At 37.4% G+C, this 25802-nt stretch carries 29 protein-coding genes; 11 read left to right on the top strand and 18 right to left on the bottom strand.

Annotation, left to right across the window (positions count from 1 at the left end; genetic code table 11):
* The first annotated feature begins 1 nt into the window (after position 1).
* The 4 genes from NV379_RS02855 to NV379_RS02840 all read left to right on the top strand — a co-directional run bounded on the left by NV379_RS02855 (position 2) and on the right by NV379_RS02840 (position 3208).
* Complete coding sequence (locus tag NV379_RS02855) at positions 2-340, top strand: cyclic-phosphate processing receiver domain-containing protein (protein WP_258205755.1); 339 nt, start codon at positions 2-4, stop codon at positions 338-340.
* Between the two features lie 57 nt (positions 341-397).
* On the top strand, positions 398-1159 hold the full coding sequence (locus NV379_RS02850; protein WP_258205754.1) for an ABC transporter ATP-binding protein: 762 nt from the start codon (positions 398-400) through the stop codon (positions 1157-1159).
* A gap of 39 nt (positions 1160-1198) precedes the next feature.
* Positions 1199-2308, top strand: coding sequence for an SAM-dependent methyltransferase (locus NV379_RS02845; protein ID WP_258205753.1), 1110 nt, complete (start codon positions 1199-1201; stop codon positions 2306-2308).
* Between the two features lie 213 nt (positions 2309-2521).
* On the top strand, positions 2522-3208 hold the full coding sequence (locus NV379_RS02840) for a metal-dependent hydrolase (protein WP_258205752.1): 687 nt from the start codon (positions 2522-2524) through the stop codon (positions 3206-3208).
* A 68-nt stretch (positions 3209-3276) separates the two neighbouring features.
* Here NV379_RS02840 and NV379_RS02835 read toward each other — a convergent pair whose 3' ends face one another.
* Positions 3277-3498 carry an alpha/beta-type small acid-soluble spore protein gene (locus NV379_RS02835; RefSeq protein ID WP_258205751.1) on the bottom strand — a complete coding sequence of 74 codons (222 nt, stop codon included), beginning with the start codon at positions 3496-3498 and terminating at the stop codon, positions 3277-3279.
* A 176-nt stretch (positions 3499-3674) separates the two neighbouring features.
* Here NV379_RS02835 and pepF point away from each other — a divergent pair, with 176 nt between their 5' ends.
* From pepF to NV379_RS02800, 7 genes are all read left to right on the top strand, one after another.
* Positions 3675-5483 carry an oligoendopeptidase F gene (gene pepF / locus NV379_RS02830; protein ID WP_258205750.1) on the top strand — a complete coding sequence of 603 codons (1809 nt, stop codon included), beginning with the start codon at positions 3675-3677 and terminating at the stop codon, positions 5481-5483.
* A 276-nt stretch (positions 5484-5759) separates the two neighbouring features.
* Complete coding sequence (locus NV379_RS02825; protein WP_258205749.1) at positions 5760-6881, top strand: AAA family ATPase; 1122 nt, start codon at positions 5760-5762, stop codon at positions 6879-6881.
* 47 nt (positions 6882-6928) lie between these two features.
* The gene (locus NV379_RS02820; protein ID WP_373426076.1) at positions 6929-8137 is read left to right on the top strand and encodes a TadA family conjugal transfer-associated ATPase; all 1209 of its coding nucleotides are present in this window, start codon (positions 6929-6931) and stop codon (positions 8135-8137) included.
* Positions 8134-9057, top strand: a complete 924-nt coding sequence (locus tag NV379_RS02815; protein ID WP_258205747.1) for a type II secretion system F family protein — start codon at positions 8134-8136, stop codon at positions 9055-9057. Before NV379_RS02820 ends, NV379_RS02815 begins: the two co-directional genes overlap by 4 nt.
* Positions 9058-9066: 9 nt before the next feature.
* Positions 9067-9930: a type II secretion system F family protein gene (locus NV379_RS02810; protein WP_258205746.1), complete on the top strand. Its 864-nt coding sequence runs from the start codon at positions 9067-9069 to the stop codon at positions 9928-9930.
* Positions 9931-9954: 24 nt separating this feature from the next.
* A complete protein-coding gene (locus NV379_RS02805; protein WP_258205745.1) occupies positions 9955-10086 on the top strand; it encodes a Flp1 family type IVb pilin in 132 nt (43 codons plus the stop codon).
* A gap of 119 nt (positions 10087-10205) precedes the next feature.
* On the top strand, positions 10206-10541 hold the full coding sequence (locus tag NV379_RS02800) for a recombinase zinc ribbon domain-containing protein (RefSeq protein WP_258205744.1): 336 nt from the start codon (positions 10206-10208) through the stop codon (positions 10539-10541).
* A 240-nt stretch (positions 10542-10781) separates the two neighbouring features.
* Here NV379_RS02800 and NV379_RS02795 read toward each other — a convergent pair whose 3' ends face one another.
* The 17 genes from NV379_RS02795 to NV379_RS02715 all read right to left on the bottom strand — a co-directional run bounded on the left by NV379_RS02795 (position 10782) and on the right by NV379_RS02715 (position 25758).
* Complete coding sequence (locus NV379_RS02795) at positions 10782-11102, bottom strand: hypothetical protein (RefSeq protein ID WP_258205743.1); 321 nt, start codon at positions 11100-11102, stop codon at positions 10782-10784.
* Positions 11102-11842 (bottom strand): N-acetylmuramoyl-L-alanine amidase, encoded by a 741-nt coding sequence (locus NV379_RS02790; RefSeq protein ID WP_258205742.1) that lies wholly within the window; start codon positions 11840-11842, stop codon positions 11102-11104. The genes NV379_RS02795 and NV379_RS02790 overlap by 1 nt, the downstream gene beginning before the upstream one ends.
* Entirely contained in the window at positions 11839-12276 is a 438-nt protein-coding gene (locus NV379_RS02785) for a phage holin family protein (RefSeq protein WP_258205741.1), read from the bottom strand. Before NV379_RS02785 ends, NV379_RS02790 begins: the two co-directional genes overlap by 4 nt.
* A 134-nt stretch (positions 12277-12410) precedes the next feature.
* The gene (locus NV379_RS02780; protein WP_258205740.1) at positions 12411-14147 is read right to left on the bottom strand and encodes a DNRLRE domain-containing protein; all 1737 of its coding nucleotides are present in this window, start codon (positions 14145-14147) and stop codon (positions 12411-12413) included.
* Between the two features lie 89 nt (positions 14148-14236).
* Positions 14237-16087: an SPRY domain-containing protein gene (locus NV379_RS02775; RefSeq protein ID WP_258205739.1), complete on the bottom strand. Its 1851-nt coding sequence runs from the start codon at positions 16085-16087 to the stop codon at positions 14237-14239.
* Positions 16088-16135: 48 nt separating this feature from the next.
* A complete protein-coding gene (locus NV379_RS02770) occupies positions 16136-17296 on the bottom strand; it encodes a discoidin domain-containing protein (RefSeq protein WP_258205738.1) in 1161 nt (386 codons plus the stop codon).
* A 55-nt stretch (positions 17297-17351) separates the two neighbouring features.
* The gene (locus NV379_RS02765; protein WP_258205737.1) at positions 17352-18533 is read right to left on the bottom strand and encodes a discoidin/SUN/FTP domain-containing protein; all 1182 of its coding nucleotides are present in this window, start codon (positions 18531-18533) and stop codon (positions 17352-17354) included.
* Positions 18534-18658: 125 nt separating this feature from the next.
* Positions 18659-20029, bottom strand: coding sequence for a discoidin domain-containing protein (locus NV379_RS02760; RefSeq protein WP_258205736.1), 1371 nt, complete (start codon positions 20027-20029; stop codon positions 18659-18661).
* A 13-nt stretch (positions 20030-20042) separates the two neighbouring features.
* A complete protein-coding gene (locus NV379_RS02755; protein WP_258205735.1) occupies positions 20043-20687 on the bottom strand; it encodes a hypothetical protein in 645 nt (214 codons plus the stop codon).
* Positions 20687-21727: a discoidin domain-containing protein gene (locus tag NV379_RS02750; protein ID WP_258205734.1), complete on the bottom strand. Its 1041-nt coding sequence runs from the start codon at positions 21725-21727 to the stop codon at positions 20687-20689. The genes NV379_RS02755 and NV379_RS02750 overlap by 1 nt, the downstream gene beginning before the upstream one ends.
* Positions 21727-22329, bottom strand: coding sequence for a hypothetical protein (locus NV379_RS02745; protein ID WP_258205733.1), 603 nt, complete (start codon positions 22327-22329; stop codon positions 21727-21729). The genes NV379_RS02750 and NV379_RS02745 overlap by 1 nt, the downstream gene beginning before the upstream one ends.
* 95 nt (positions 22330-22424) lie before the next feature.
* Positions 22425-22892 (bottom strand): hypothetical protein, encoded by a 468-nt coding sequence (locus NV379_RS02740; protein ID WP_258205732.1) that lies wholly within the window; start codon positions 22890-22892, stop codon positions 22425-22427.
* Positions 22893-22917: 25 nt separating this feature from the next.
* Positions 22918-24078 carry a hypothetical protein gene (locus tag NV379_RS02735; RefSeq protein ID WP_258205731.1) on the bottom strand — a complete coding sequence of 387 codons (1161 nt, stop codon included), beginning with the start codon at positions 24076-24078 and terminating at the stop codon, positions 22918-22920.
* A 13-nt stretch (positions 24079-24091) separates the two neighbouring features.
* Positions 24092-24559 (bottom strand): PAAR domain-containing protein, encoded by a 468-nt coding sequence (locus NV379_RS02730; protein WP_258205730.1) that lies wholly within the window; start codon positions 24557-24559, stop codon positions 24092-24094.
* A gap of 121 nt (positions 24560-24680) precedes the next feature.
* Positions 24681-25058, bottom strand: a complete 378-nt coding sequence (locus NV379_RS02725) for a type II toxin-antitoxin system PemK/MazF family toxin (protein ID WP_258205729.1) — start codon at positions 25056-25058, stop codon at positions 24681-24683.
* 9 nt (positions 25059-25067) lie between these two features.
* Entirely contained in the window at positions 25068-25259 is a 192-nt protein-coding gene (locus tag NV379_RS02720) for a hypothetical protein (protein ID WP_258205728.1), read from the bottom strand.
* Positions 25260-25479: 220 nt separating this feature from the next.
* The gene (locus NV379_RS02715; protein ID WP_258205727.1) at positions 25480-25758 is read right to left on the bottom strand and encodes a hypothetical protein; all 279 of its coding nucleotides are present in this window, start codon (positions 25756-25758) and stop codon (positions 25480-25482) included.
* Positions 25759-25802: the final 44 nt, after the last annotated feature.

Below are 25802 nucleotides of genomic sequence, written 5' to 3'. Positions count from 1 at the left end.
AGTGATTCATGTTTACTTGGATGATGCGCGGCGCTGTCCGCAAGGGTTCGTACTTGCGAGGAATGTGACAGAATGTATTCTTTTGTTAGATTCGAGTGAGGTAGATATTCTATCCTTGGACTATGATCTGGGTTGGGATCAACCAAGTGGTGGTGAAGTAGCCAGATGGATCGTATCAGCAGGTAAATTTCCTCGTGAAATCTACTTACATACCTCTTCAAATATTGGAAGAATAAAGATGTATGAGATGCTTTATGCCGCGAAACCAGAGGGCGTTAAGGTACATAATGGACCGATGCCAGATGAATTGATTGTACAAATCGCCCAAAAAGATACATAATTAAGGGTAGGGCATTTTTTCATGGGGATTTTTTTAGAGAGAATCGGGGGAAGCGTCATGATTACGTTGTCGAATATTGATTTTATACGTGAAGAACGTCATATTTTGCAAGATATTCAATTAGAGATCGGCAAAGGTGAGCATTGGGTCATTCTTGGACGTAACGGTTCTGGAAAGACGACGATGCTCGAGCTTGTTAATGGCTATGAGTTCCCGAGCAAAGGGAAAGTGGAAGTGCTTGGTAATGTGTATGGAACATGTGATGTGCGTGAAGTTCGACGTCGCATCGGTTATATTTCACAATCGTTATTCGAAAAGCTAAACCAAGGGGATCCTGTATGGGAAGTCGTTGCAACGGGTCAATATGCATTCTTAAGATTCTATGAAGCAATTGAAACTGAAGTGATTGATAAAGCAGTTGCGATGCTAAAGCGTATGGGACTTGATCATTTGAAAAATCAGCCTCTAGGTACGTTATCACAAGGTGAGCGGAAGAAAGTGATGCTCGCTCGTGCGCTTATGACGGACCCTGAGATTCTAATTATGGACGAGCCTTGCTCTGGTCTAGATTTGTATGAGCGTGAGAAATTGCTCGCTACAATAACGGAGATGAGCAGCAGTATTACAGTTGTCTATGTGACACACCATATCGAAGAGATTGTGCCGATGTTCACTCATGTAGCGCTAATCGAGAGTGGTCGATTAATTGCCGCAGGCTTGAAGAATGATGTACTGACAAGTGAGAATTTGCAGCAGGTTTACGACGTTCCGGTGGAAATTGAATGGTTCCGTGAGCGTCCGTGGATCAAGGTGTTATAGGTTTGTTATAGGTTTTATTTAATGAAGGATGTGTAAAGAATGGAAACTCAACTAGATACTAACAACTCCCGTTCCAAGTGGATTGGTACGTCAAATCGCGGTTTTGCAGTTCAAGCGGTTGAAGAATTAAGAAGACTTTTTACAGGACTTAAATTTTCCTATTTGATGCCTGCAGAAGTGTTCATGTTTGATGTGCCAATGGCGAAGGAAGAAGCGCTAGAAATTATTAATCGGGATATGCCGATGTTCTTGCGTCACTTGCAACCTGTCGATCATGAGATTGAGCGCGCAGCAGTGGATGGTGATCAGCAAGATACAGAGGGTCAAGATGAGATAGCTTCAGAAGATGCGTCGAATCACGTGGATCTCAAGGCATTAGCACAATTGTTAGCTGAGCAATATACATTTGAAGCTGGCGAGAAAGTAACCGTTCAAGTTCGCAAATCCGAAGGAATACCGATGGCTTATTCAGTTGCTTCGATTCGTGAGACGGCAGATCGTGTTCTACATGAGAAAATCGAAGCAGAGACAGTTGTTCGCGGTGCAGATCGCATTATCTCAATCTACGTTGTAGAAGATATGATGTTCATCGGGGTATCTCGCCCACAGGAGAATGTATCTGACTGGTCGGGTGGAGCAATTCGTTTCCGTAAGGAAGATGGTCAAGTTTCTCGTGCGAAGTTTAAGTTGCTGGAAGCGGAGTACGTGTTCAGTCTTGATTTTACCCAATACCGCAGTGCGGTTGATCTAGGAGCTGCTCCCGGGGGCTGGACGAGCTTGCTGCTGGAACGTGGCTTAGATGTAACAGCTGTTGACACGGGTACGATGGACCCGGCATTAATGAAGAACCCGAAGCTGAAATTTATTCGTAAGAATGCAAGCTCTGTGAAGCTGGCTGAACATGGATTCGACCTCATGGTATGCGATATGAGTTGGCATCCCAAACAGACGGCTGGGTTACTTAAGGACTTGTTGCACGCCCTAAAATATGGGGGTACAGTTATTGTGACAGTCAAGTTGATGAATAAGAAAGCATTCCAGACTGTGCGCGATTTCGTGCGTATCTTGGAGCCAGAACTTCAACTTCAAGGCGCGAAGCAATTGTTCCACAACAGAGAAGAACTAACATTATTTTTGATGAAAAAATAATTTGAGTGTGCCAAAAGTTGTTCACTGCAGATAAAAGAAGCACCTCCGGTCGCTGTTGAAATCGTGAACTTGAATTGATTTGGTGGTATTATCACGATTTCAAAGACGATACAACTTTTCCGAAGGAAAAGTACATCGGAAGCATCCTCCAGTGCTTCTTTTCTCTTACGCTCTACTTTTGACACCCTCTCGTGGAGAGGTAGGAAGCGTATAATGAATATCCAATTCCTAGGTCATTCTTGTTTCTTAGTTGAAGCTGGCGGTTATCGTGTGATTATTGATCCATTCTTAACAAGTAGTCCCGTAGCAAAGGTGAAGGCAGCAGACATTAAGGTCGATGCGGTGCTGCTTAGTCATGGTCATTTCGATCATATTGAAGATGCACAGTCGATTGCGCTTGCGAATGATTGTGAAATTGTTGCTAACTACGAGATCAGCATGTACTATGCATCTCAAGTTGTTAAGATTGCTCCAATGCAAGCTGGGGGAACCCGCGTGTTTGAATGGGGGAAGTTAAAGCTAACGAATGCGATTCATGGTTCTGGTCTGGAACCTGGTGATGGCACCATTTTACATGGCGGTAATCCGAATGGAATTGTGCTTACGATGGGTGGCAAAACATTCTATCATGCAGGTGATACCGCGTTATTTGGTGACATGAAATTAATTGGGGAAATGCACACGATTGATGTAGCAGCTCTGCCAATTGGTGATGTGTTTACGATGGGACCTGAAGAAGCGGGTATAGCGGCAACATGGATTGGTGCGGGTCACTACATTCCGATGCACTACAATACGTTCGAACCGATTAAGCAAGATGGGAAAGCTTGGGTAGATGCGCTATCTGTGAAGGGTATAAGAGGAACAGCTTTAGCCCCGAATGAGTCGCTAGAGGTATAGAAATTCATAAAAATAAGGACTATGCGGGGATATCTTCCTCGTCGTAGTCCTTTTTTTATTGTTGCATATTAACGGCTTGTGTATCCGTTTAGTGTTTGTTCAGCCATTTGAACCAAGCGCTTCGTCATGTTTCCACCGATCGTTCCAGCATCACGAGTCAACATGTTTCCGTAATAACCATCAGAGGATAGTGCAATTCCGAATTGTTGAGCCACTTCAAGTTTGAGTTGTTCCATCGCTTGTGCAGCGCGTGGTTCTAATAGGCGATTCGAACTTTTACTTCTTGCCATGTGGTAGACCTCCTTAAATATTGGGTTCAGATGTATTGTTAAACATTTTCACAAATATTATCCATGTATAAGTTGAAAAAGTAGTCTGGATTTACTGAAATTTCTGTGAGATGATTAGAAGGCTTGGACTTTTACGTGTGATCCTAACATGATGAATGAAGAAGGAGAGATGAAGAATGCAAGAACGATTATTACGTAGTGAAGTGCCGATTGAAGCGACATGGAATTTAACAGATCTATTCACATCAGATGAAGCTTGGAAAATGGAACTGAGCAGCATTCAAGATGACTTATCTTCTGTTACCCAATACCAAGGTACACTACACAAGGGCCCTGAGCAGTTATATGCATGTTTGCAAGCATCCGATACAATTACAGTTCGAGCGGTAAGAGCAGCTACATACGCAAGTCTGAAACAATCTGGAGATAGTACAAATCCAGATAACCAAGCAAACTCGGGACTTGCAGGCGATGCCATGTCTAAGATGAGTGCTGCACTATCTTTTGTGAATTCGGAGATTTTGGAGCTACCAGAAGGAACAATTGGGCGTTACTTAGCTGAATTGCCGGAACTCACTATTTTTCAAAAAAAACTAAATGATTTACTTGAACATAAGCCCCACAAGTTGTCTGCAGAGACAGAGAAAGTATTAGCGTCTTTGGGTGAAGTGATGGGACTGCCGCAGCGTGTTTATTTACGTGGTAAATTATCTGATATGACCTTTGCAGATGTGGAAACATCGGATGGTGAGAAGTTGCCGGTTTCATTTGCCTTATTCGAAAATAAATACGAAGGATCGCCTGATACCGAGCTGCGCCGCAGTGCGTATGGCTCCTTTTCCAAAACATTGTCACAATACAAGAATACGTTCGCAGAAGCTTATGGCACGGAAGTGAAGAAGCAAGTCGTCATGTCACGGTTACGTGGTTATGAGTCCGTTACACACATGTTGCTTGAGTCCCAACAAGTGTCGATCGAGATGTACAACAATATTCTAGATATTATCCAAACAAATCTAGCGCCACACATGCGTCGCTATGCACGATTGAAGAAGCGTGTACTTGGTCTGGATAAAATGATGTTCTGTGATCTAAAGGCTCCGCTTGATCCTGGATTTAGCCCGAAAATTTCTTATGATGATGCATGTGCGCTCATTCAAGACTCCCTTCAAATAATGGGAGAAGAGTACAGTGAGATTATGAAAGAAGCGGTAGAGAATCGCTGGATTGATTATGTTGATAATGTTGGAAAATCCACGGGTGCATTCTGTTCGTCTCCGTATGGTGCGCATCCGTACATCTTGGTTTCATGGTCAGACAGCATGCGTGGTGCGTTCACGCTTGCTCATGAGCTTGGTCATGCAGGACACTTCCGCTTAGCGGGTCGGAACCAAATTTATTCAAATACACGTCCTTCTCTTTATGCAATCGAAGCTCCATCCACGATGAATGAGATGCTGCTTGCAGATCATATTATGAAACAGTCGAATGATGCTAGACAGAAGCGCTGGGTCATTACGCAATTATTGCATACGTACTATCATAACTTTGTAACCCATCTACTTGAAGGCGAAATGCAGCGTAGAGTGTACGCACTCGCAATGGCAGGTGAGTCTCTAACTGCGAAGCGTCTGTGTGAGCTGAAAGCTGGTGTACTGTCTTCCTTCTGGGGTGAAGAAGTTGAGATTGATAAGGGTGCGTCGTATACATGGATGCGTCAGCCGCATTATTACAGAGGTTTGTATCCATACACGTATGCTGCTGGATTAACAGTATCCACAGCTGCAGCTCAGATGATTAAAGAAGAAGGTCAGCCTGCGGTTGATCGTTGGCTTCGCGTGTTAAAAGCAGGTGGGACGCTCAAACCACTCGAATTGTTCCAAATTGCAGGTGTGGACATGAGCGGAACAGCGCCGATTGAACGGGCTGTTGCATATGTAGGTTCACTTATTGATGAATTGGAAGCCTTGTACGAAGACCAATAATTCTTATCTTGTCTGCTATTGGAAAATATGCTACAATTTCCACAATTCAATACTGTTAAATAAAGCGGAAGCACCGCTGAAGGCAATGAACTTGCCTTCGGCGTGTGCTTTTTTTGTTTTATCCCAATCATTTATGGGATTAATTGAAAGGGGCATGTGGGTTAGAGGTGAAGAAATCAATCATGATACGCGGCGCTGTAGCGCTTGCTGCTGGAGGAATTGCGCTGCTCATATACGGCATTATGAAAATGTAATTAGCAATGAGAGGAGAGAATGATGAAGCCTTATACGTTTGTCGTAGTTATCGAAGATCAGACTTATACCGAGGGTATGATTGCGTTCCTGCATGGATCAGGATTTGGTAACAAAGTGGAGTTAGTTGTGTTTACACAGCCAGCTGCGGCTTTTGAATATTTGGATCGAAGCAGTTACAAGCCTTTAGTTCTTGTCTCAGAAGCGTTAGAACAAGAAGCGATCAAGCGTGTGGATCGTTCTGGGGTTGTTGTCTTGCATGCGAGGTCTGAACTACAGAGTAATGAGAATGTTGGAGAAGTTGGGGTCTATAAATATCAACCGCTAACGAGGTTGTTTAATCTGCTCTGTGCGTACGAATCCGAGCGTCAGCTGCAAAATGCAAAATCAGGTCAAGATGGGGTCAGTCGTACGAAAGTGGTATCCGTATTCGCAGCTGCTGGAGGTTGTGGGAAAACAACAGTATCCCTTCATGCAGCAATGGGACTCGTGGGTATGCAGCATCAGGTGCTATATGTATCGCTAGAGTCGATCGGATCAGCCTTGCAGCTGTTAAAAGGTACGGAAAGTGAAGATTTGAAAGGGAATACACTGTCTCAGCTGCTTTATCATTGGAAAACGGATGCATCAAGGTTGTTATCCAAGCTGGAACTACTGAAAGGGCATGACAAAGCAAGTAGCCTTGATTACATCGTGAACACGAATCAGATGCGTGAGATGGAAGTAATGTTGCGCAGTGATATCGCTGGATTTATTGCAGCATTGAAACAGACGAATCGCTACGATTGGATCATCTTGGATCTCGAGACTTCTGTACATCCACGAATACTAGGTGCACTAGAGTGTAGTGATGTGGTGCTATGGCTGCTGGGGGATGACACGATCTGTTTGAGTAAGACGAAAGCGATGAAGAAGCTGCTTCCAGTTATGAAAGAAGCACATTATATCGTAAATAAATACACGGGTACGATGCATAATGACCTTCATCAATATGATCTCGCTGCTTCCTACTATTTGCCTTACATACCTGCATGGAAGACTGTTTCTGAGCCAGTGACGATGCTCGTAGAGCCTCATTTTCAAGAAAGTATTCGTGCCTTATTGCTTCGCTTTACATCGGATGCTCATGTTGGGGGAATGAAGTAGTGCAGCTCGAACAACTCCGTGTATTGAAAAACAAAGTGTCACAGCAGATGGATCTATCGACTTCAATCTCAGATGATGAACTGTTTGACATGATCGAAGATGTCGTATTGTCTGAACAGCATGCTGTAGCGCTTACGGCTTCAGACATTCAAGCTTATGTGAAACGAATCTTTAGCAGTTTTCGTGGGCTGGATGTGCTACAACCTTATGTGGATGATCCAGCGATTACAGAGATTATGGTTAATGGCCATGAAGATTTGTTCGTTGAAAAAGATGGTCGTGTCATAAAGCTTGAAGAAGGCTTTGAGAGTAAGGAGCGTCTGGAGGATATTATTCAAGGCATTGTGGCGAAGGTCAATCGAACAGTGAATGAGTCATCACCTATTGTCGATGCAAGATTGCCTGATGGATCACGTGTGAATGTCGTGCTACCGCCTATTGCGCTGCAAGGACCGATCATGACGATTCGTAAGTTCCCAGAAAGTCCAATGACGATGGATAATTTGATAGCCAGAGGTGCGATTACCCAGGAAGCTGCAGAGCTGCTGCATCTATTCGTTAGAGGGAAATATAACATTTTTATAGCGGGAGGAACGGGTTCAGGAAAGACGACATTCTTAAATGCCTTGTCCCAATGGATACCACCAGGAGAGCGGATTATTACGATTGAAGATTCTGCCGAGCTGCAAATTCGTACGGTTCCGAATCTTGTGTCGCTTGAGACGCGGAATGCGAATACAGAAGGCAAGGGAGAGATCTCGATGCGTGACTTGATCAAATCTTCGCTGCGGATGCGACCGAATCGAATTATTGTCGGCGAGGTACGTGGAGCAGAAGCACTGGATATGTTGTCGGCGATGAATACGGGGCATGATGGTTCATTGTCTACTGGTCATGCGAATTCCTGCCAGGATATGTTAAGTCGACTGGAGACAATGGTACTGAGTGCAGCTCCACTACCCATTGAAGTGATTCGCAAGCAAATCTGCTCAGCAATTGATGTGATGGTGCATTTATCGAGGATGAGAGATTCTTCTCGGAAGGTGTTAGAAATTAGTGAGATCGTGGGCATGAAAGATGGGGAAGTGCAGCTTCATTCTATTTTTAAATTTGAAGAAGAAGATCTTGAAGATAAGACGAAGGTGCAAGGGAAGCTGCAGTATTGTCATAACGGATTGAAACACCTGCTTAAGTTACAGATGGCTGGCTTACATCCGCCTAAATGGCTGTTTCCGTTAGGGGAGGTGTCGGATTGATTTGGTTGATTGTTATAGGGGTCATTGGCGGCAGCTTTCTTGCATTTAGTGTGTGGGACCGATTGAAGGCTAGGAAGATAAGTATGAAGTCGGCACAGGATATTCCCATACAGATGGAATCCAAGGTTAGATTCGCTAAGACAACGTCCGAAGTACCTGTTATGAAAACGTCGCGATCGATAGTGTATGACAACTATGTGCTGAGTAAGAAAGAACGATTTACAGTTGTCTTGATTGCAGCTTTAATCGCAGGCGGGATAGGATTTGTATTCTATAAAAATGTGATTGTGGCGATCTTGTTCGCATGTAGTGGACTGCTCTTCCCAAAGATCTGGCGCAAAACGCAAATAACTAGACGCAAGGACAAGCTATTGCTGCAATTTAAACAAGCATTATATTGCTTATCCTCCTCTCTAAACTCTGGAAAATCGATTGAAAATGCATTTAGTGATGCACTCAGTGATTTGAGGATGCTCTACATGGACAGCTCAACACTGATCATTGTGGAATTTGAGAACATCGTCAATCGAATGGAAAATGGGGAGCCGATGGAACGGGCGATTGCAGATTTTGCAGATCGTGCCAACATCGATGACATCACAAATTTCTCTGATGTCCTGATTACTTGTAAACGTACAGGTGGGAATCTAATGGAAGTGATGCGTCGTACTGCATCTATTCTGGGAGATAAGTTAGAAATTCAGATTGATATTGCTGTTATGATCTCGCAGAAAAAGTTTGAATCAAGAGTGCTCATGGGAGCTCCAGTTGCCATTGTCGGCGTGTTAAGTCTGACTTCGCCAGATTATATGGAACCTCTTTTTCAAGGGGTGAAAGGTCCGATTATTATGACGATATGTCTACTAGTTCTGGGACTATGCTTCTGGTTATCGCAAAAAATAATGAGAATTCAGGTGTAAGGTATGTGGATGTTCATTCTATTTGGAGTTGAGATGCTTCTACTATTCGTCGTGATTTACTTAGGACGAGGAAAATATACCGAGCTATTTGCAAGCATCCCTTACAAATTTAAGTTGCCAGCTGCGGCTGTTGGTGCGATGTACGCGCTGGAGCATTTAAGGTTAATGAAATACTTAGATTTCATCACTGTAAAAGCACACGAGAAGATTATCGTGATTCATGGGAATAAGCATGCGCGTGAGCTGACGCAATTTTTCACAGCCGATACGTTGATTACTTCTTACATGTGCCTGCTTGTAGGTACGCTCCTTGGTGCAGTGAGTGAGGGAGATGTGAGCTTGCTTGGCATCGGATTGCTATTCATGCTCCTTATTCCTGTCCTATCACTGAAAGGCTTAACCACTGAGATGGAGCGTAGAAAGCGCAGCATCGTACTGGATTTGCCTGAAGTGCTAAACAAGATAATCCTGCTCATTAATGCAGGCGAGACGGCTCAAGGCGCGTTCGTACGCGTTATCAAAGGAATGCAAGTGGAAGAAAAGCGACCGTTAATCGAACAGTTACAACTAACAGCTTTGGAGTTACAGATGGGTGTATCTTTTGCAAAAGCACTAGAGAATTTAAGCCGTCGCTCTTCAGTAAGTGAAGTGTCACTGTTTACGACAACACTCATGCTGAATCACAAAAGGGGAGGTGATGAGCTAGTAACGGCACTGCGTGGCTTAGCCAAAGAATTATGGGATCGCCGTAAGGCTGTATGCCGGACGCTAGGGGAAGAAGCTTCATCTAAGTTGCTTTTTCCAATGGTACTGATCTTCGTTATCGTTATGGTCATCGTCGGTGCACCAGCGATCATGGTAATGAATAGTTAACACATACTCTAAGGGGGAAATGAGATGAATAAAGTAATGGCAGGGTTAAAGCGTTTTTGGAACAATGAAGAAGGTTTAGGGACTTTAGAAATTTTGTTAATTGTAGCGGTGCTCGTTGCGATTGCGATTATTTTTAGAAAGTGGATTGTAGACTAAATAGGTTTAATTGACAATAATCAAAAATGTAGATTGTTTTTCAGCACACAAGAATATGATAAGATAAGTAGATGTTCAGTAATGATTCAGTGTATTTTCGTATTTGGAGTGAGGATAAAATGTCTTATTTATTCGGGAATGGATTAATTAAATGTGGCGAATGTGGCGGGAAGTATCGCGGAAAGAAGCAACGAGATAAAGTAGTGTACATATGTTCCACTTACAATAAAGACAGTTCAAAATGTGTTCGTTTCGTAATAGAGGAGAAACAGCTTCTAACAGTCTTAAATAGCCATTTAAAGCTCAATGAGAAAAAAACAGGGGTTGATACCTCTTTATACGATCTCATCCTTTACATCGAAGCTAAGGGTGGGGGATATATGATTAAATACCGTGATGGGAAAGAATCAATTATAAATTTACAAAACGACTATGGAATCAAGGTTCAATTTTAAAATTTTTCCTCCTCCCCAAATAATTTGGATAAATTAGTAAATAGGGGCAACATTGGAATTTTTCCATTTTCACTGGGGAGGAGGCTAAACCCGCAATACATCAGCATAATTGAATATTCTTAAGGGGCAACATATTTTCGTCAAAAGGTGAGAAAAAGTAAAAAAAAGACTCATAAATCCCTTTGAAATTAGGGTTAAATGAGTCATTTTTTATATTAATATAAATATTTTGCTGCTACATTAATTGGCTTCAATTTTATGTTTTTCAGCTATTAGAATAGCCTTGTCAAATAATTCTTGTGCTAGTTTTTGAAATAAATCTTTGCTAATTACAAGTCGAACATAGGAAGGTAAGTTATCATAGCCATTAGTAATAACCCAATCCATTTTGTCTTTACCTGTTTTAAGAACAAGCTCTTCAGCATACTTTTCGGCAGATAACATTAATTCGTATAATTTCTTTTTAACATATGAATAAGATGCCTGACGATGAGTAGCAGCATAAACAATAGCACCAACTACAGCAATAATTAGACCCCAATATTGCTCAATAATTTCCATTAGATTTTTTCTCCTTTGCGTCTTTCATTTATGATCATTTGTATATAAGTGAACTCAGCACTTGTCAATTTCTTATCTCTGGCTTTTTGAACCCAATCCCAATCTAAGATAATCTTTTCGTTGTAAGCATTTCCTAGAAACATATCAATTCTTTCCCACGCATCATTACTTAAACTCATTGCCATATTCTCATCATCCTCATCATTTTTTTCTTGCAGTTCACTATAAAGTCTCTCCCAAGGAAAATATTTTCCCGGGCACATAGGTTTATATGGACTAACTTGGTAGTGTCCTATAACGTCGTATTGAGTAAGTTGGATCGTAATGCCCCATTTTTCTTTCACATAATCTCGTATGTATTTATGCAGCCAGAGTGTTGCTTGAAACTGTTCTTCAGTTAAATTACCATCAGTTCCTTCATGCTCAATAGAGACTGAGTATTTATTCGGATTAATACCTTTATGCTCTTGCACAATAGGAGTCTTGCTACTTGTAATATCCAAGGCATCAATACCATTTGCCCATGCCATTCTTTCCATGTCTACAAATTGTACAATTTCACCTTTTTTGCTAACTCCAAATGTTGATGATGAGACAGTATTGTTTGGAGTTGTAAACCAACTAAGTAGGCTTGACCAACTTCCTGCTGAGATATGGTCAACTATAAGACATGGAACGTTTCCATCTCTCTTACTAGAATTTGTGTGTTCATTACCAACAAATTTGATTGTGTAACTCATTTATTCACCTCATTTGTATCATCCTTAATTTCTTTACGCTTTAAAATTTCAACGACTTGTTTAAGCTGTGGTGGCAAAGGACAGTTTGCTCTTCCTAAGTTTTCTATAATGCTTATTAACTCGTTTGCAAGATAAAAATAAATTGAACCTGTCATTAAGAAGCTTAACTCAAATACAATATCAGCTCTGTGCATAACGATGATTACCAAGAACATCAATCCTTTTTTAGCTAAACCAATAGAACCTTTTTTACTACTTAATCCCTTATTTTTATTTGAGCTACGTCCTTCTTTAATAGAAGCTACAATTCCTGTTATGTAATCAACAACAACTAATAAAACTAAAAACTCTAACAAGGCACTCCAACCTCCAAACAAATAACTTCCCATACTACCAAGGGCTGCAACGACTATGTTTGCAAATTTTCCATACAATTTGTAAATCCTCCTTAAGCATCATGTATATAATAAAAGAGACTGCCATTTGGCAATCCCTTGTGTTTAAAACCCTTATAAACATTGGGTTATTTCTTGCATAATTCCCCATGAAAGTGATATTTCATTGGGTATTAAATTATAAGTACATATCCACCTTCAATATTATCACTATCAATATTAATTGTACTTCGTATGTCATTGATCCATTTTACACGAACAGTTAAACGACCTCTTATGTCTGCTGTTTCATATGCAGGGATAATAATATTTGATCGTAGATATCCAGATATTATGTATAAATTACCTATAATCATGTCGGCATATGTAACCTCAAGTGATCCTTTGATATTGTCACGATATGGTACAAAAATATTGGAAGGTATTTCAGTGTTCTCTGTTCTTCTAACAGTAAGAGTACTCTCAATCTTATTGCTTAAAACCACATCGATATGTCCCGATACTTCTCTGCGGTTAATAAAGATAGAGCTATTTACCTCAGTCTTTTTGTTACCCATGACAAATAAATTACCATTAATCTCTTTGTCAGACTTTGCTATGATTGATATCTTTCCAAGTACATTTCTTCGATTGACAGTGATCTTACTTGTTAGTTTTTGATCAAAACCTTTTCGAATAGTTATATCCGATGGAATATTAGAACGATAAGGAATTTTAATTGTTGCTCTTGTTTCTCTTCTGTTTACTCTCAGGCTTGAAGGAGTGTCTGACCATTTAGTCTTGCGGACAGTCAACTTAGATTCGATAGTGTTAGAATATGGAATGAACAATCGACTGACCAGTGAAGGATAATTTATTCCAATCTTATTATTTATTTCACTGATTTGCTTCTGTCTGACAATCAGATTAGAATCAATCTTACTCGAATCACTTTGTCTAATCTTAAGCTTCGAACCAATAAATGGTTTATTGGTCTTGATGCTTGATTCCATATAATAATTTGGATTGAATACGTGAATTCTTGCATCAAAGTTGAACTTGTCGTTTTGGCTTGGAATGAAGATCCGTGCTGTAATTTCTTTCTTGTCTTTGTATGATACAAATAATTTAGATTCTAATTCACTTCTACCACTACTGTATACTACATTTTCTTCATATGTAATTTCAAGGTAAGGTTGGTTGTCTACACTCTCTCTTGTGTAAAACTGTAATTGTCTAGGTACAGTTTCATTCATTGCTTTTAGAGTAAATCCATTATTATCCTCTTCATTGTTATGCCACTGTCTAACTTTCTCAGAAGCATCAAAAGTTAATAATCCCACTTCACTTCCTGAAGTTTGAATATCAAGTAATGCTCCACTATTAGGTTGAGTTGCCCACGTTACGCCTCGTTCAGTCCATTTTTCGACTGACGAAAATAGACCTATTTGATGCGGTTGTTTTACGTTGTAGCTATAAAGATTTAGTTTTGATTCAATTACCGTTATATCTTTAGGTAATTGGTTTAAATCAAATTCTAAAAAAGAACGATATCTCTCGGGAAATGAAGGGTTGTACCCCACAAGCATAGATTGCTCAGATCCATAATTAAGAGTCGGAACACTTTCTCGAACAAAAGCATCCTTAACAGGAAATAGTTTTACAGTATACTTAGGTTTTAGAGCTACATCAACAATACCAACCATTCTATTCTTTGGTGAGATTTGAATGCTACTACTCAAGTCGTTACGATATAGCACATTCATTGTTCCTCTTCGTTGATTACCTAGTGTTGGAGGGAACGATGGATCAACAATAACAAAGTCACTATATATTTTTAAGTTACCATATATGTTATTGTGCTTTTTCACGCTAATTGATGAAGTTAAATTACTTTTATCTACACCAATAACATTAAATTTACCTGTCATTCTATTTTTGGGAGTTATGACCAACCTCCCTTGAATGTTATCAAATACATCTGTCAGAAATAATCACTTCCTATTCCATTGTATTGGAATTAAATTGGTTCAGCACTTACACGAACATCAAAATTCCCACTACTTGCTTTAGCAGTCGAATCTACAACCAATCGAACATAGAACTCAATAACACTATCGAATTTCATTTCCTGTTCATAAAACAGTTCACTTTCTGCAATGAAAGGATTAGTTTGCTTACTTAACTCTATTGATAATCCATTTATATTATGCTCAGACCATAGTTTAATATTTTTCACATCAAATGGATATGTATTAGAAAGTTTTACTTTTATGTCGAGGGATGTTTGACCTGCAATAAGAGTTCCCATGTCTAAATATTTTAGAATCTCACCAATAGAACTTGTATAGTATTGCTGCGTCGTGTCCATAAACATAAGTCCCGAGTATTTCTTATCAAGTTCATCGTAAATGATGGACAATGAATTAAGAGCTGGCGTTTCTGTTGTTGAAGACTCTGTAGAAATCAGTGATTCGATTTTAATATCATCAATTACATCATCTTGTTCGAGATAATACGCGAACCTAATTCTTTTAATAGGAGATAACTTAATCCAATCTAACATGCTTATCAAGTTGAATTCAGATGGTGCTATTCCGTTTCTCTTCACATTTGCTAAATCTCCAATATTAATATTTTTCCATTTTTTATTTTTAAACGTCTTCCAAGTTACTCCTTGATCTACGCTACAGATTACCTTAATCGATTTGGTTGTTGGGTTTAATCCAAACTGTACCACATTTAATACCAGTTTCTGTGAATCACTTTTAATATCTATATCCTTCATTGGAATAACCAATTGCGGTCTTGGTATTGCACTTATATCTAATTGTTTGGTTGTAGTGCTTGTATCGTTAGTCCATACAATGAGTTCAGGATCTTCTAATTCATCAAGTGGACTATAGTTAGTTGAAACATTTAATTCAACAGATTTTTTGCTTGGATCATCTGTATAATACAAAACATCTACGCTATCTCCACACTCATCATAGATTGAAAATGGTTCCGTTTCGAATGTAACTGTTGATTCAGTTTGAGATAGATCGTCTGTATATTCAATGACTTTGATTGTCTTATCTTCCCATTCTTCAGCAAGAGTAAAGGGTTCTGTTTCAATGTTAAATGATGCTTCTGTTTTTGATAGATTATCAGTGTAGTAACATAATTCAACATCTCCTATAAGTTTTGACCATGCTGATTCTGGGATTAAAGCCATCTCTTCAGTGGTATTACCATTGAAATAATCACTTTCTGTTGGAGAGTCAGATGTTATTGTTAACCAAGACTCAGAAACATATTTTAAATAGTTGTTATTAAAAATTAAAATCCTATTAATATCATATCCAATGTATGGGTTAAAACCACTTGGAATAGGATATGCGAAAGGAGTTGCTCCAAAATTTACTGTAAGTGTCTTTGAGCTAGTTTCCATTGAAGATATCATTGGGAATACCTCGCCCAATACATTTAGATTAGTATGGGATATGCCCATATTTACTCCATTCTTATAGAAAGTAAGTGAATATTTATCTAAATCTAAAGCTACTCCTATCACATCACCAATTAACCATCCGTCTGCGTATTTTGTGTTTTCAGGATACTTAAAACCTCCATTTCCAGCATAAGAGCGCACATTCAGATCGGTATTCATTCCTGTATTAATATTATATGTTTTATTAGCTACACCTATAATCGAACTTATAGCGCCAGCGTTCCACTTAACTTCCCAATACCATTTTCCTTTTGTTTTACCATGGGTAGCACGAACAGATGAATATACTTTTGTATTAGTAATTGTTAGGTTTCCATTCGACAATACATTCCCTATGCCTGTGTCATTAGGGTTTAATGTTACGTTTACAGTTGCCATATGTTCGTCTCTCCTTTCTCATTAAAACAATCATTTCATTTACAATTATTATGTGATTGATACTTTCTTAATTGGTATTTTAGATGTATTGATTTTTTGACTAAACACTTTCCCAGAACCAAGTGTGGTTTGGTTCGAATCAACAAATGATTTTAATACTATCTCTTCATTTAAGTCTAGTATAGTTACTCTATCCATACCATATTTGATGAAATCTTGTTCAGTTTGAGATGGAATTTCTTTAATCTCATATACTCTAGGTGATATCAATTCAATACTATCAATTCTAATTACATTCCCGCTATTAGTTGATAATGTGAGTATTCTATAGTACAAATAAGGAGTTTTGTTTTTAGTTTCAAAAACTCTTCTTGTTTTTACAACCCAATCTGTTACTGAAAACTCTTCACCCAAGTTTGTGAAAACTATTCCATCATCAGAACCTTGTAATTTAAAGTTATTTGGGGCATATGGTAAATGGCTTATCAATAATGCAAATGATGATATCACAGTTTTCTTGACAAATTTATACTGAATCCATTGATTTATTGATGGTGAGTTTGTTTGCCAAAATGTAGTATCATCATTATCAAATGCTCTATAATGACCATCTGGTGTATATGTATTTGATGTGGTAACCTCACCAGATGGACTCGTTGGGGATGTCATTTTAGGAACCTCACTTTTCCCACTTGTTATCTGAATACTATGTGTCTTCCCATCCCCCGATGAAATCAAGAATTTATTCGAAATATTAATATACATACTTAGCTCTACAATATATAAATAAGTATCGCCGTTATTTGCTGTTACTTTAATTCTATAGTATCTATATTCTTTTGGTGATAAAACTTCAAAAATTTTGATTTCACTACTCTTCCACGCTATATTTGTCCGAGTATCCAAGATATCAATATCTTTGACGAAACTATCATTAGACCCTTCAAAAGTCCAGTTTTTTGGTGATTTTAAAATATCTGAATTTACTTGTATTTTATATTTATCTACCCTTTGTTTTCTCCCATAGTCTAGCATTAACCAACTTGGAAATACGTTAGATACCCAATGAGAATCAGTTGGCGAAAATCCACCATCAAAGGCTTTCCATGCAGGATACCATGACGTATTATAAACACTACTCGCACTTACAATATAAGGTGACGGAGATGTATCACTTGTCATTATTGGAGAAACTCTTAATTCATCCATTGTTTCACTCTCCTCTTAGAATAAATATATATATTTCTTCAATTTACTTGTTTACTTACTGAAACGAAATCTTATTTACTTTATTATTTGCTAAGTCAATTAAATGTTCATAAGTTTTTCCAGAACCTAATGCTGTATTATCAGAAATGACATCTATCACTTTGTCGAAGAAATTAAGACTGTTTGGAGTACTCGCTGCTATTCCATATTTAATAAAATCGCTTTCGTTGTTAGTTTGTAATCTCACTACTGAATCGTAAATATTTTTACGCTCGAACATGCTAACATTTGCAACACTTATGGCGTTACTCCCATTATTGAGAGTAACGTTTATCCTATATTTCATATATTTTGTCTTATTATTAATGGGAAATTCCTTAACTACATTTTGAATCCATGTTACATTGGTTTGAGTATCTAGTATTGTCCATATAACACCATCGTTGCTTGCTTCGAAAGTCCAATTTTTTGCCCCTTCGCCTACCCAATTTGCTGTGAATGAGTACTTCCCTATGCAAATTGCTTTTAAGAATGTATAACCAATCCAACCAACAATATTTCCAACTGGAGACTCCCATCCATTTGTATTTCCATTAAATGCATTATAATTATAGTAGGAACCATTTTGACCTGCGGGGTAAGACTCAACTAAACCACTTGGAATATTTGTAGAATTCATCTTTGGTATAACTGTTGATTCTGAAGTAGTGTTTATATTATTTACTTTAATAGATTTAATGTTTTTATTTTCAGATGAAAGTAAGATTCTATTTTCATATTTAAGTTCAAACATTTCAATTCTCTTAATTGCCAAGTTAATGTAGCTACCGTTTGGAGTTCCAGTGGTTACTCTAATTCTATATTTCTTTAAATATTGCGGCTTAGATATGTCAAAATACTTAAAAATAAGTCCACTCCCATTATCCCACGGTGAAACATTGGTTTGAGAATCCAGTTGAAACCAATTGACATTATCATTAGTTCCTTCAAAAACCCAACTTTTAGGATTATACATAGTAGTATCGTTTCCAATTGCATATCTAAATATAAGTTTAGGTTCATTAAATTCATATGCAATCCATCCAGTTAATACCCCATTAACCAACCATCCTGAACCATTATCACTAAAAGCACTCCAAACACTATAAGTTGGAGCATAAACGCCACTCGCACTAGCTTCACCACTTGGAGTAGTATTTGATGTCATGACAGGAATAGCATTTACTATATAAGCCATTTTCCTCATTCTCCTATTCGAAAATAAATAATAATCAATATCAAAATTTCATTCATAATCTATAAAAAAGTCGTGCCAAGTATTTATTGGATGGCTTATTTTTTCTACTATTATTCTTTAGTATCCTACTTCACACTGATTGTCTTTATATCAATAAACCTCTTTAAGTCAATATTCTCTTTAAACAGTTTTCCTTTACCTGAAGCTTGTCCAGCTGCTCCATTGTCATCCATTGGAAATGTGAAGTTTGTTAGTTTCCTATCTAGTAATGAAAGGTCATCCATTCCATCACTTTTAAAAGTGTCTACAGAAGGCAATGTTGTCGAAATTGTTTTCCATGAAGGTGGCGTGGCTGGAATGTATGGTGTATTTTCATACATCTCTAAATCTCCAAAACCAACATAACGTGCATGTCCATTGTTCAAGGTTATATTAATCCTATACTTCTTGTAGAAATTGGGGTTTGGTATTATAAAACTTTTTATTTCTGAGGGACTTAAAAATGATTGCTCCTTTTGTATGTCTAATACCACCCAATTCGTACCGTCATTTGTACCCTCGAAAGTCCAATCTTTAGGATGAGCATTCAATTCTATACTAACAACAGTTCCAGTTGATTTTACCCTATATGCATCTATTTTTTTGGCTGTTGTAAATTCGTATGTCACCCATCCTGTAGTCTGTCCATTTGCTGAAAGCCATCCATAAGCAGTAGAATTATCAAATGCCACCCATGAGTCATAAAAAATAGTATTATAACTACTACTTGCACTTGCAATACCACTAGGAGTCGTATTGCTTGTCATGATTGGTATAGAATTTTTTGCGAAATATCCACCACTTTCAGATACACCATTTATCCACTTCTTATACTCACCATTCATTAGAATAAATGTTTTATGTAGTAGAAGCGTTTCATATAACAAAACTGGTCGGAAACCCATATACAACCCTGTATCTTTTGTATCTGTCCATCCATACGTATTAAGTGTTTTACTTCCACGAGTCATTCTAAGATCTGTTTTTTGCTTTCCATTGATAGTGCTGCTACTCCATGATACTCGATTAGTATTAGTCCATATCCACATGTCTTTATCAAGTGTTGAGTTAAGTATATAATTATCCCATTCGTTATCTGTATCAAATTCTGATACACCGCCAGTTGGAATTCGAATAGTTAATTGTTTTTTTTCTATTTTATCTATACTTATGGGCAAACCCGATCCAGAACTTATACCACTTGTATTCAGTGTATCCCATGAAATGCCAATCTGAACATCTCTATCAGCAATCAATATTTTTCTTCCCAAATGATCATTATCTACATATATAAAGTAAAAAGAGCCATTTGGAGTTGTTGATGAAGTTGGAGGAATAGGCGGTTTAATCGATGTGCCTAATTCTGAAAATGCTCCAATTGCATTTGATGTTGCTACATATGAACATATGATTTTATCTCCAATATTCATTTTTGATAAATCCGTGACAATTGCCATCTAATCGCTCCCATTATTCTTTGTATTCTAATACTGGTCGTAAACCATGACCTTGGAAAGAAGCAGATGTAACATAATTACCCCAACTCATTACTTTTTTCGAATCATAAGGTCTAGCAACTCTATAACTTGAAGCTACTATACTTAAAATAGGTGTTTCTTGACACCTAGTTATTGCTTTACTCCAATTAAATACATCATCTGATGTCTTTCCATTTTGAATTAATTGAATAGGAAAATTTGCAATGTATTTATCCCACTCATTATTAGTGGGAAATGCGCCAAATCCTTTATCAGTAGTAGAGATATTTCCATTTGCATCTGCGTAAGCTACACCACCTGTTATAGAACGGATGATGCTTCCTGTAAGCCAAGGAAGCCCTTGAATTAATTTCGCCACATTTAGAGATTCCCAACTAGTAGAATGAACTACTCTGTCAGCAATCAATAATCCTTTAGCTACTTTAATAAAATAGAAGCTACCATTTGATATACCTGGCAAAACTATTGGAATTTCATTTGCTGTACTTGCCCCCAATTCACTAAATGTTCCAAGGTTACCATTTGGTTGACCAACATATTTACAGACAATGTAATCACCGATCTTCATTCCTTTTAAGCTTGCTCTTAATTTTCCATTGGTAGCTGGCACACTCATTATTCATCAATCCTTACTCTAATGGTATTTATTTTCTTGAGCTTTGTTTTGTTCAATGGTTTCCTAAATAATTTTCCCTCTTCTGACCAACTAATATCCCTGATCATCTCATTTGAATAGTTGATTTTTAATCGTAAACTTCCATCAAACATAATTAAATCATTGTGTTGAAACTGGCTTTCCTCTCCAACAAAAAAATCATTTATAACTTTATCGATTATTTTCGTATCCCCAAGAAATTCAACTTTTATCTTTATATATCTCCCTTGTGGTGATGTAATTAAACCAGTGTCATTATTCAATAAGGAGAAATCTGAGTATGTAATATTGTTTCTAGATGTAGAAGTAAATATTTTTAAACTTGTAGCTTCTGGAATATTCTTAATGGCTGAGATTGAATTGATTTGTTTAAAATGTGAGCCTAAATCGATTGATGGAAATTCAATTGTTCCAGAAGGTGAATAGAAGTATTCATTTTTGTACTCTCTCATTTCTATTTCTTTAATTGAAGTGTATCCCCTGTTATCATAGCTATCTAGAACAGTTAATTTATATATCTTGTACTTATTTAAATTTATAAAATTATACTCTACTCTCTCTGTTGAATTAGGGTGAACATCGGAATAAATCATATTAAAATTAATGTCATCATTACTTCCAGATAAGTTGAAAGTCTTTATACCAACATCAGTGCCTGATGATGTGTTGGCAGTAATTGCTATTTTTTCTATTTGTTTTACCACATTAGATCCAAAATCATACTTTATCCAATGACCTCCCACTGGTGGCGTAGTGTCTCCCCTCCAATATGTAATGTCATTTCTATCAAATGCATGCCAAGCTGGATAATATGCCGCACTTGCAGTTGCTGTGCCGCTTGGAGTTGTGTTTGATGTCATTTTAGGAATGTTACTTTCCTTGTAAGGAACTAAGCTAGTACCTACAACCTCCAACTGTACCCTTCCATTAACAATTTCTACATTGGTTCTGAATCCTTTATTGAAATCCAAATTCAATGTCTCTGTTTTAATAATTGCCACTATATCTTCAACTCCCAATTTACCTTGTAAGCTTCATTTGCTTCCATAGGAGCATCAATTTCTTCAAAAGCAGCACCACTCTTCTTTATGCATAACTTTCCATTCAAATCTTGATCTGAAACTAAATGAACACTGATATATGCTGGTTCGCCATATGGCATGCAAAGTATCGGTTTAAAGTAAAAATTAACATTATCTATGTTTAAATTGATCTTGTAACCAAGGTTGTACTGATCAATTCTTGGTGGTTCCTGTTGACCTCCATTAATATTAATCGTTGTTGAAGCATTTTTATAGGTAATGATATCGTTGTACGTAATGTTTTGTCCTGTAAGTGAGTACTCTTTTTCACCAACAACATAAGCTATTTCAAATCTTTGACCTGCTATTTTAAATATTCCACTATTGACTTCAAAGTAATGGTTCATACTATACCCAACTAAACCGAAACGAACCAGATTGTTTTTATCAATAGAATAAAAATCATTGGCTTCTAGATTGTCATAATTGAATTCGGAAAGAAATGTTCCATCTTGATATGCTGCCATCCAAATGAATGATTGACCATCTACTGGACTATTCAAAAATATATTATTGTTCAAGTTAAAACCTCCATCATTGTATTGTTGAAGAATAGAAAAAAGCCCACCAAATAGATGAGCTCTAGACTATTTAACAGAAATGTATTTTTTTATATTTAACTATATTGATATGCTACACGAAGCAAGAAATCAACATTTCCTGCTGTTGCAGTAGCTGAAGGTTCAGCAATCAATGTTACCTTTGCAAAGTTGTTAAGTGCATTAGTTGTAGTTCCATCATTTATTGCTCCACTAATTGTTCCAGCAGCAGTAGTTCCACCAGCTTTAATTGACTTAGTTGTTTCTCCACCAATTGGAGTAAAAGAAGTTTCTGACATCGTAGCCACTTTAACCTTAATCCATTTATCAGTTACTAGCTCACCTGTGTTGTCACCTTTGCTGTCTTTAGTGGTAATGGTAACATTTTTCATGTCGGATGCGACTGTTGTTCCGCCTCTATTGTTCCAAATAAGTAATGTTGTCTCTGGTGATGTTGATCCTGCATCTACTGTACCAATGTTCCAATTATCGACCTGTGCAGTATTTTGAGAATTAAACCATCTTACTTGCGGCTGATTTGCCATTATGTATTCCTCCTATAAAATATACTTATTTTATTTTAATATCAATTTGGATAGTGATCCCTTTAAAGTTATAATCTAATTCAGACAGGTTAATTCTAAAATAATCACCTTTTGCTACTTGTTTGTTAATGAAAACAGGATCATTACTCTTTAAACTGTTTGGTGAAAATACTAATTCTTTAGAAAAGATAGATGTCCATTTTTCATTATCGCTAAAGTCTTTCTCTGAGTTTTTCTCAATATGTAACTTCAATTGATTTGAACCTGCTTGTGTACAGTAACCAGAGACTTTAGTAATTTCGCCATTATGGGGAAACTGGACTAGATATCCTTGGACTCCCGATCTTTGAACACTAGGCATTAAAAAAAGGACTCTTCGAAATATGAAGTCCTTGTAATTATCACTTTTCAATAGCCCACTTGTTGTTTCAGACGCAAAAGGGATTGAACCACCTAGATAGTTGTCAATAAGTTGCCACTGACCTGTAATTACTCCATCAAACCGATAGATATCACCAGTTTCAGAAACCATGACCCTCCATCCATTTTCAGGAAGAGGATATTTGGTTTTAATGTCTTTAAAATTAGAAACTGGATCTTTGTAAATCATGATTGTACTAGCAGCAGCATTTAAGGCTGCTTTAATAGCCATTAGTGTTTCAAATGTAGCTTGTTTGGCGTTATCTGTTGCTATGTTCGCATTATTTGTAGCTGTATTTGCTTTTTCTATAACTTGATTCAACAAGCCAATTGCTAATTCAGTATCTTTTAATCTTTGCAATGCTTCATCAATGATGTCTTGTAATGTTTTAACAATATCTGGACTACGTTCGACTAACGCGTAAATACGAGAGGCGGGATATAGGATAATTCCACGACCAAAGCTTTCACACATTAGAGATTTACCTTCGTTAGATGGATGAAAGTGAATATCTCCAACATTATAATCAACTAAGAACTCATATGGTTGAAGTGTGTTGTGTCTTTCGTATACATCTTGATTGATTTCAGTAAAGCCAGAAATTTTTACCCGTTGTTCTTTTGCTGGTATCTCAAGCAATGTTATTCTACCATTGATGATTGGCAAGAAGTCTGAACGTGGTATGTAAGGATCGTCTGCTTTTCCAGAGCGCCACACGATTTTTAATGGATCGTTAAAATGATCATATGTTTGCAACAATGGCATGTATTCACCTCCTTTAATTCACAAATACATTGCTGCTACCACCGTTAATGGTAGATGTAGTATTAACACAAGTACTAGTCGAGGAGCCATTTGTGGCTAATTGTCTACCATTGACAAATACATTTGATGAGCCACCTGTAACAGAACCGTTTCCACTTCCATTTTGACCCGGACTCGCACTAACAAATATTGGCGTAAATCCTGAGTTAGTCCAAGATTCAATGGTTGAATCTCCTATTGTAACTGCACCTCTACCATTAATGTATACATTCGAAGTGCTTGATTTAACCGTGCCATTAACTATTGCGTTAGAGTTGTCTTGATACTCATCATATCCTCCTCTGTAGCATGTTCGAGGGTGTTCATCAGTACCGCAATCATATGGATTATTATATGGATTCCAAACTTTATATGTATAGCTTATGTATCCATAGCTTGTTGATTGCGCTATGGGAAGACCATCATAGGCTGCTCCTGCCATGAGTCTACCTCCTCATATCTTCGTTATACTTCCGTTTTTTCCGTCTTGTTAATTCATAATTCTCAATGAAATGGTAATTTCATGGGAATATAAAAAAGCCACTCGATTAGGAGTGACCATTTTAATCATTGATTTCAGTTAGTCGGGCTTTTGCTTCATAGATTCTTTCAATAATAGTTTCGAAATCTTCTTCGTCAAGAATGCCAATATAGCCTCTTAAACGAACTCTCCCTATCTTATGTGTATTTGTATGTGAGCATTTCACATAAGATTTTTCATCAAGTCCTGCTTCTTTCCATTTTGAAATAACTTGCTTAAGCCCGTCATAATGCGTTGGTGGTTCTTTTGGTTCAACAGAGGTGATTTCTTGAATTGTATACAAGTCACTATCTTCCTCATAGTTAACAACTAATACAGGACGTATTTTACCTGATCCAGAAGTACCCTTATAATATATCTTTGTTTTCCAAACCTCTGAAATTGAAGGATTATCTGCCACGTTTAAAAATCACTCACCTTTATAATGATCTTTATCATACCACTCTTTGTGATGAGGATTTTTTGGATTAATTTCAATCATGTTATCTTTCCCAGATAAAATAGGCGCTGACTTGCTTATCTTGTTTAGCTTATCTTTTAGATGAGCATACTTCTGATTAAGTGCTGTAGCCATATCTTTATCCTCCTTATCTTTGCTCATAATACACCTCCTAGTTTCCTAGTAAGATGTATATGAGTAGATTTATTGGTTTATGTAGGAATTCATCTTATCATGCGTATGTCCACTCTTGGTTGGTAATAATAGGATACCACATTTTTCCTAAATGTAGAGATTTTTTTCTTAAAAAATCAGATATATGACACATATTGAATGTTAAATTCCTTTTTTTAATCACAATCTCATGTGTGAAACCTACTTCCTATTTATCATGGTAATCACGAATCATTTCTCTAATGTTATCCATGCCAACACTTTCAGTTTTCTTCTGTTGCATTGCATAACAATCAAATTCCTTTTTATCAGTAGATGATCCAAAAATGGCTGTAGTTGGTCTGATTGGTTTAGATACAGTCACCACTTCATCATCAACCTTATGGTTAATCATAATCGATCCTCCTGCTTTGATCATCTCACTCTTTGTTTGAGGAGTTAACTGTTTCTTCTTTTCGACTAATTTCAAAAGATTTTCAGGTGACACATTAACACTCCTCTATTTGAGAGATTCAACTTTATCTCGCTCCA

The organism is Paenibacillus radicibacter (assembly GCF_024721995.1).
GTDB lineage: Bacteria > Bacillota > Bacilli > Paenibacillales > NBRC-103111 > Paenibacillus_AM > Paenibacillus_AM radicibacter.
The sequence above is the reverse complement of the archived record's forward strand: the minus strand, read 5'-3'. Positions and strand labels throughout refer to the sequence as shown.

Bases quoted from the DNA above. Each gene is read 5' to 3' on its own strand.
- NV379_RS02850 (WP_258205754.1), top strand. From the start codon at position 398: ATGATTACGTTGTCGAATATTGATTTTATACGTGAAGAACGTCATATT.
- NV379_RS02845 (WP_258205753.1), top strand. From the start codon at position 1,199: ATGGAAACTCAACTAGATACTAACAACTCCCGTTCCAAGTGGATTGGT.
- NV379_RS02840 (WP_258205752.1), top strand. From the start codon at position 2,522: ATGAATATCCAATTCCTAGGTCATTCTTGTTTCTTAGTTGAAGCTGGC.
- NV379_RS02835 (WP_258205751.1), bottom strand. From the start codon at position 3,498: ATGGCAAGAAGTAAAAGTTCGAATCGCCTATTAGAACCACGCGCTGCA.
- pepF (WP_258205750.1), top strand. From the start codon at position 3,675: ATGCAAGAACGATTATTACGTAGTGAAGTGCCGATTGAAGCGACATGG.
- NV379_RS02825 (WP_258205749.1), top strand. From the start codon at position 5,760: ATGAAGCCTTATACGTTTGTCGTAGTTATCGAAGATCAGACTTATACC.
- NV379_RS02820 (WP_373426076.1), top strand. From the start codon at position 6,929: ATGGATCTATCGACTTCAATCTCAGATGATGAACTGTTTGACATGATC.
- NV379_RS02810 (WP_258205746.1), top strand. From the start codon at position 9,067: ATGTTCATTCTATTTGGAGTTGAGATGCTTCTACTATTCGTCGTGATT.
- NV379_RS02805 (WP_258205745.1), top strand. From the start codon at position 9,955: ATGAATAAAGTAATGGCAGGGTTAAAGCGTTTTTGGAACAATGAAGAA.
- NV379_RS02800 (WP_258205744.1), top strand. From the start codon at position 10,206: ATGTCTTATTTATTCGGGAATGGATTAATTAAATGTGGCGAATGTGGC.
- NV379_RS02795 (WP_258205743.1), bottom strand. From the start codon at position 11,102: ATGGAAATTATTGAGCAATATTGGGGTCTAATTATTGCTGTAGTTGGT.
- NV379_RS02790 (WP_258205742.1), bottom strand. From the start codon at position 11,842: ATGAGTTACACAATCAAATTTGTTGGTAATGAACACACAAATTCTAGT.
- NV379_RS02780 (WP_258205740.1), bottom strand. From the start codon at position 14,147: ATGACAGGTAAATTTAATGTTATTGGTGTAGATAAAAGTAATTTAACT.
- NV379_RS02775 (WP_258205739.1), bottom strand. From the start codon at position 16,087: ATGGCAACTGTAAACGTAACATTAAACCCTAATGACACAGGCATAGGG.
- NV379_RS02770 (WP_258205738.1), bottom strand. From the start codon at position 17,296: ATGGATGAATTAAGAGTTTCTCCAATAATGACAAGTGATACATCTCCG.
- NV379_RS02765 (WP_258205737.1), bottom strand. From the start codon at position 18,533: ATGGCTTATATAGTAAATGCTATTCCTGTCATGACATCAAATACTACT.
- NV379_RS02760 (WP_258205736.1), bottom strand. From the start codon at position 20,029: ATGGCAATTGTCACGGATTTATCAAAAATGAATATTGGAGATAAAATC.
- NV379_RS02755 (WP_258205735.1), bottom strand. From the start codon at position 20,687: ATGAGTGTGCCAGCTACCAATGGAAAATTAAGAGCAAGCTTAAAAGGA.
- NV379_RS02740 (WP_258205732.1), bottom strand. From the start codon at position 22,892: ATGGCAAATCAGCCGCAAGTAAGATGGTTTAATTCTCAAAATACTGCA.
- NV379_RS02735 (WP_258205731.1), bottom strand. From the start codon at position 24,078: ATGCCATTGTTGCAAACATATGATCATTTTAACGATCCATTAAAAATC.
- NV379_RS02730 (WP_258205730.1), bottom strand. From the start codon at position 24,559: ATGGCAGGAGCAGCCTATGATGGTCTTCCCATAGCGCAATCAACAAGC.
- NV379_RS02720 (WP_258205728.1), bottom strand. From the start codon at position 25,259: ATGAGCAAAGATAAGGAGGATAAAGATATGGCTACAGCACTTAATCAG.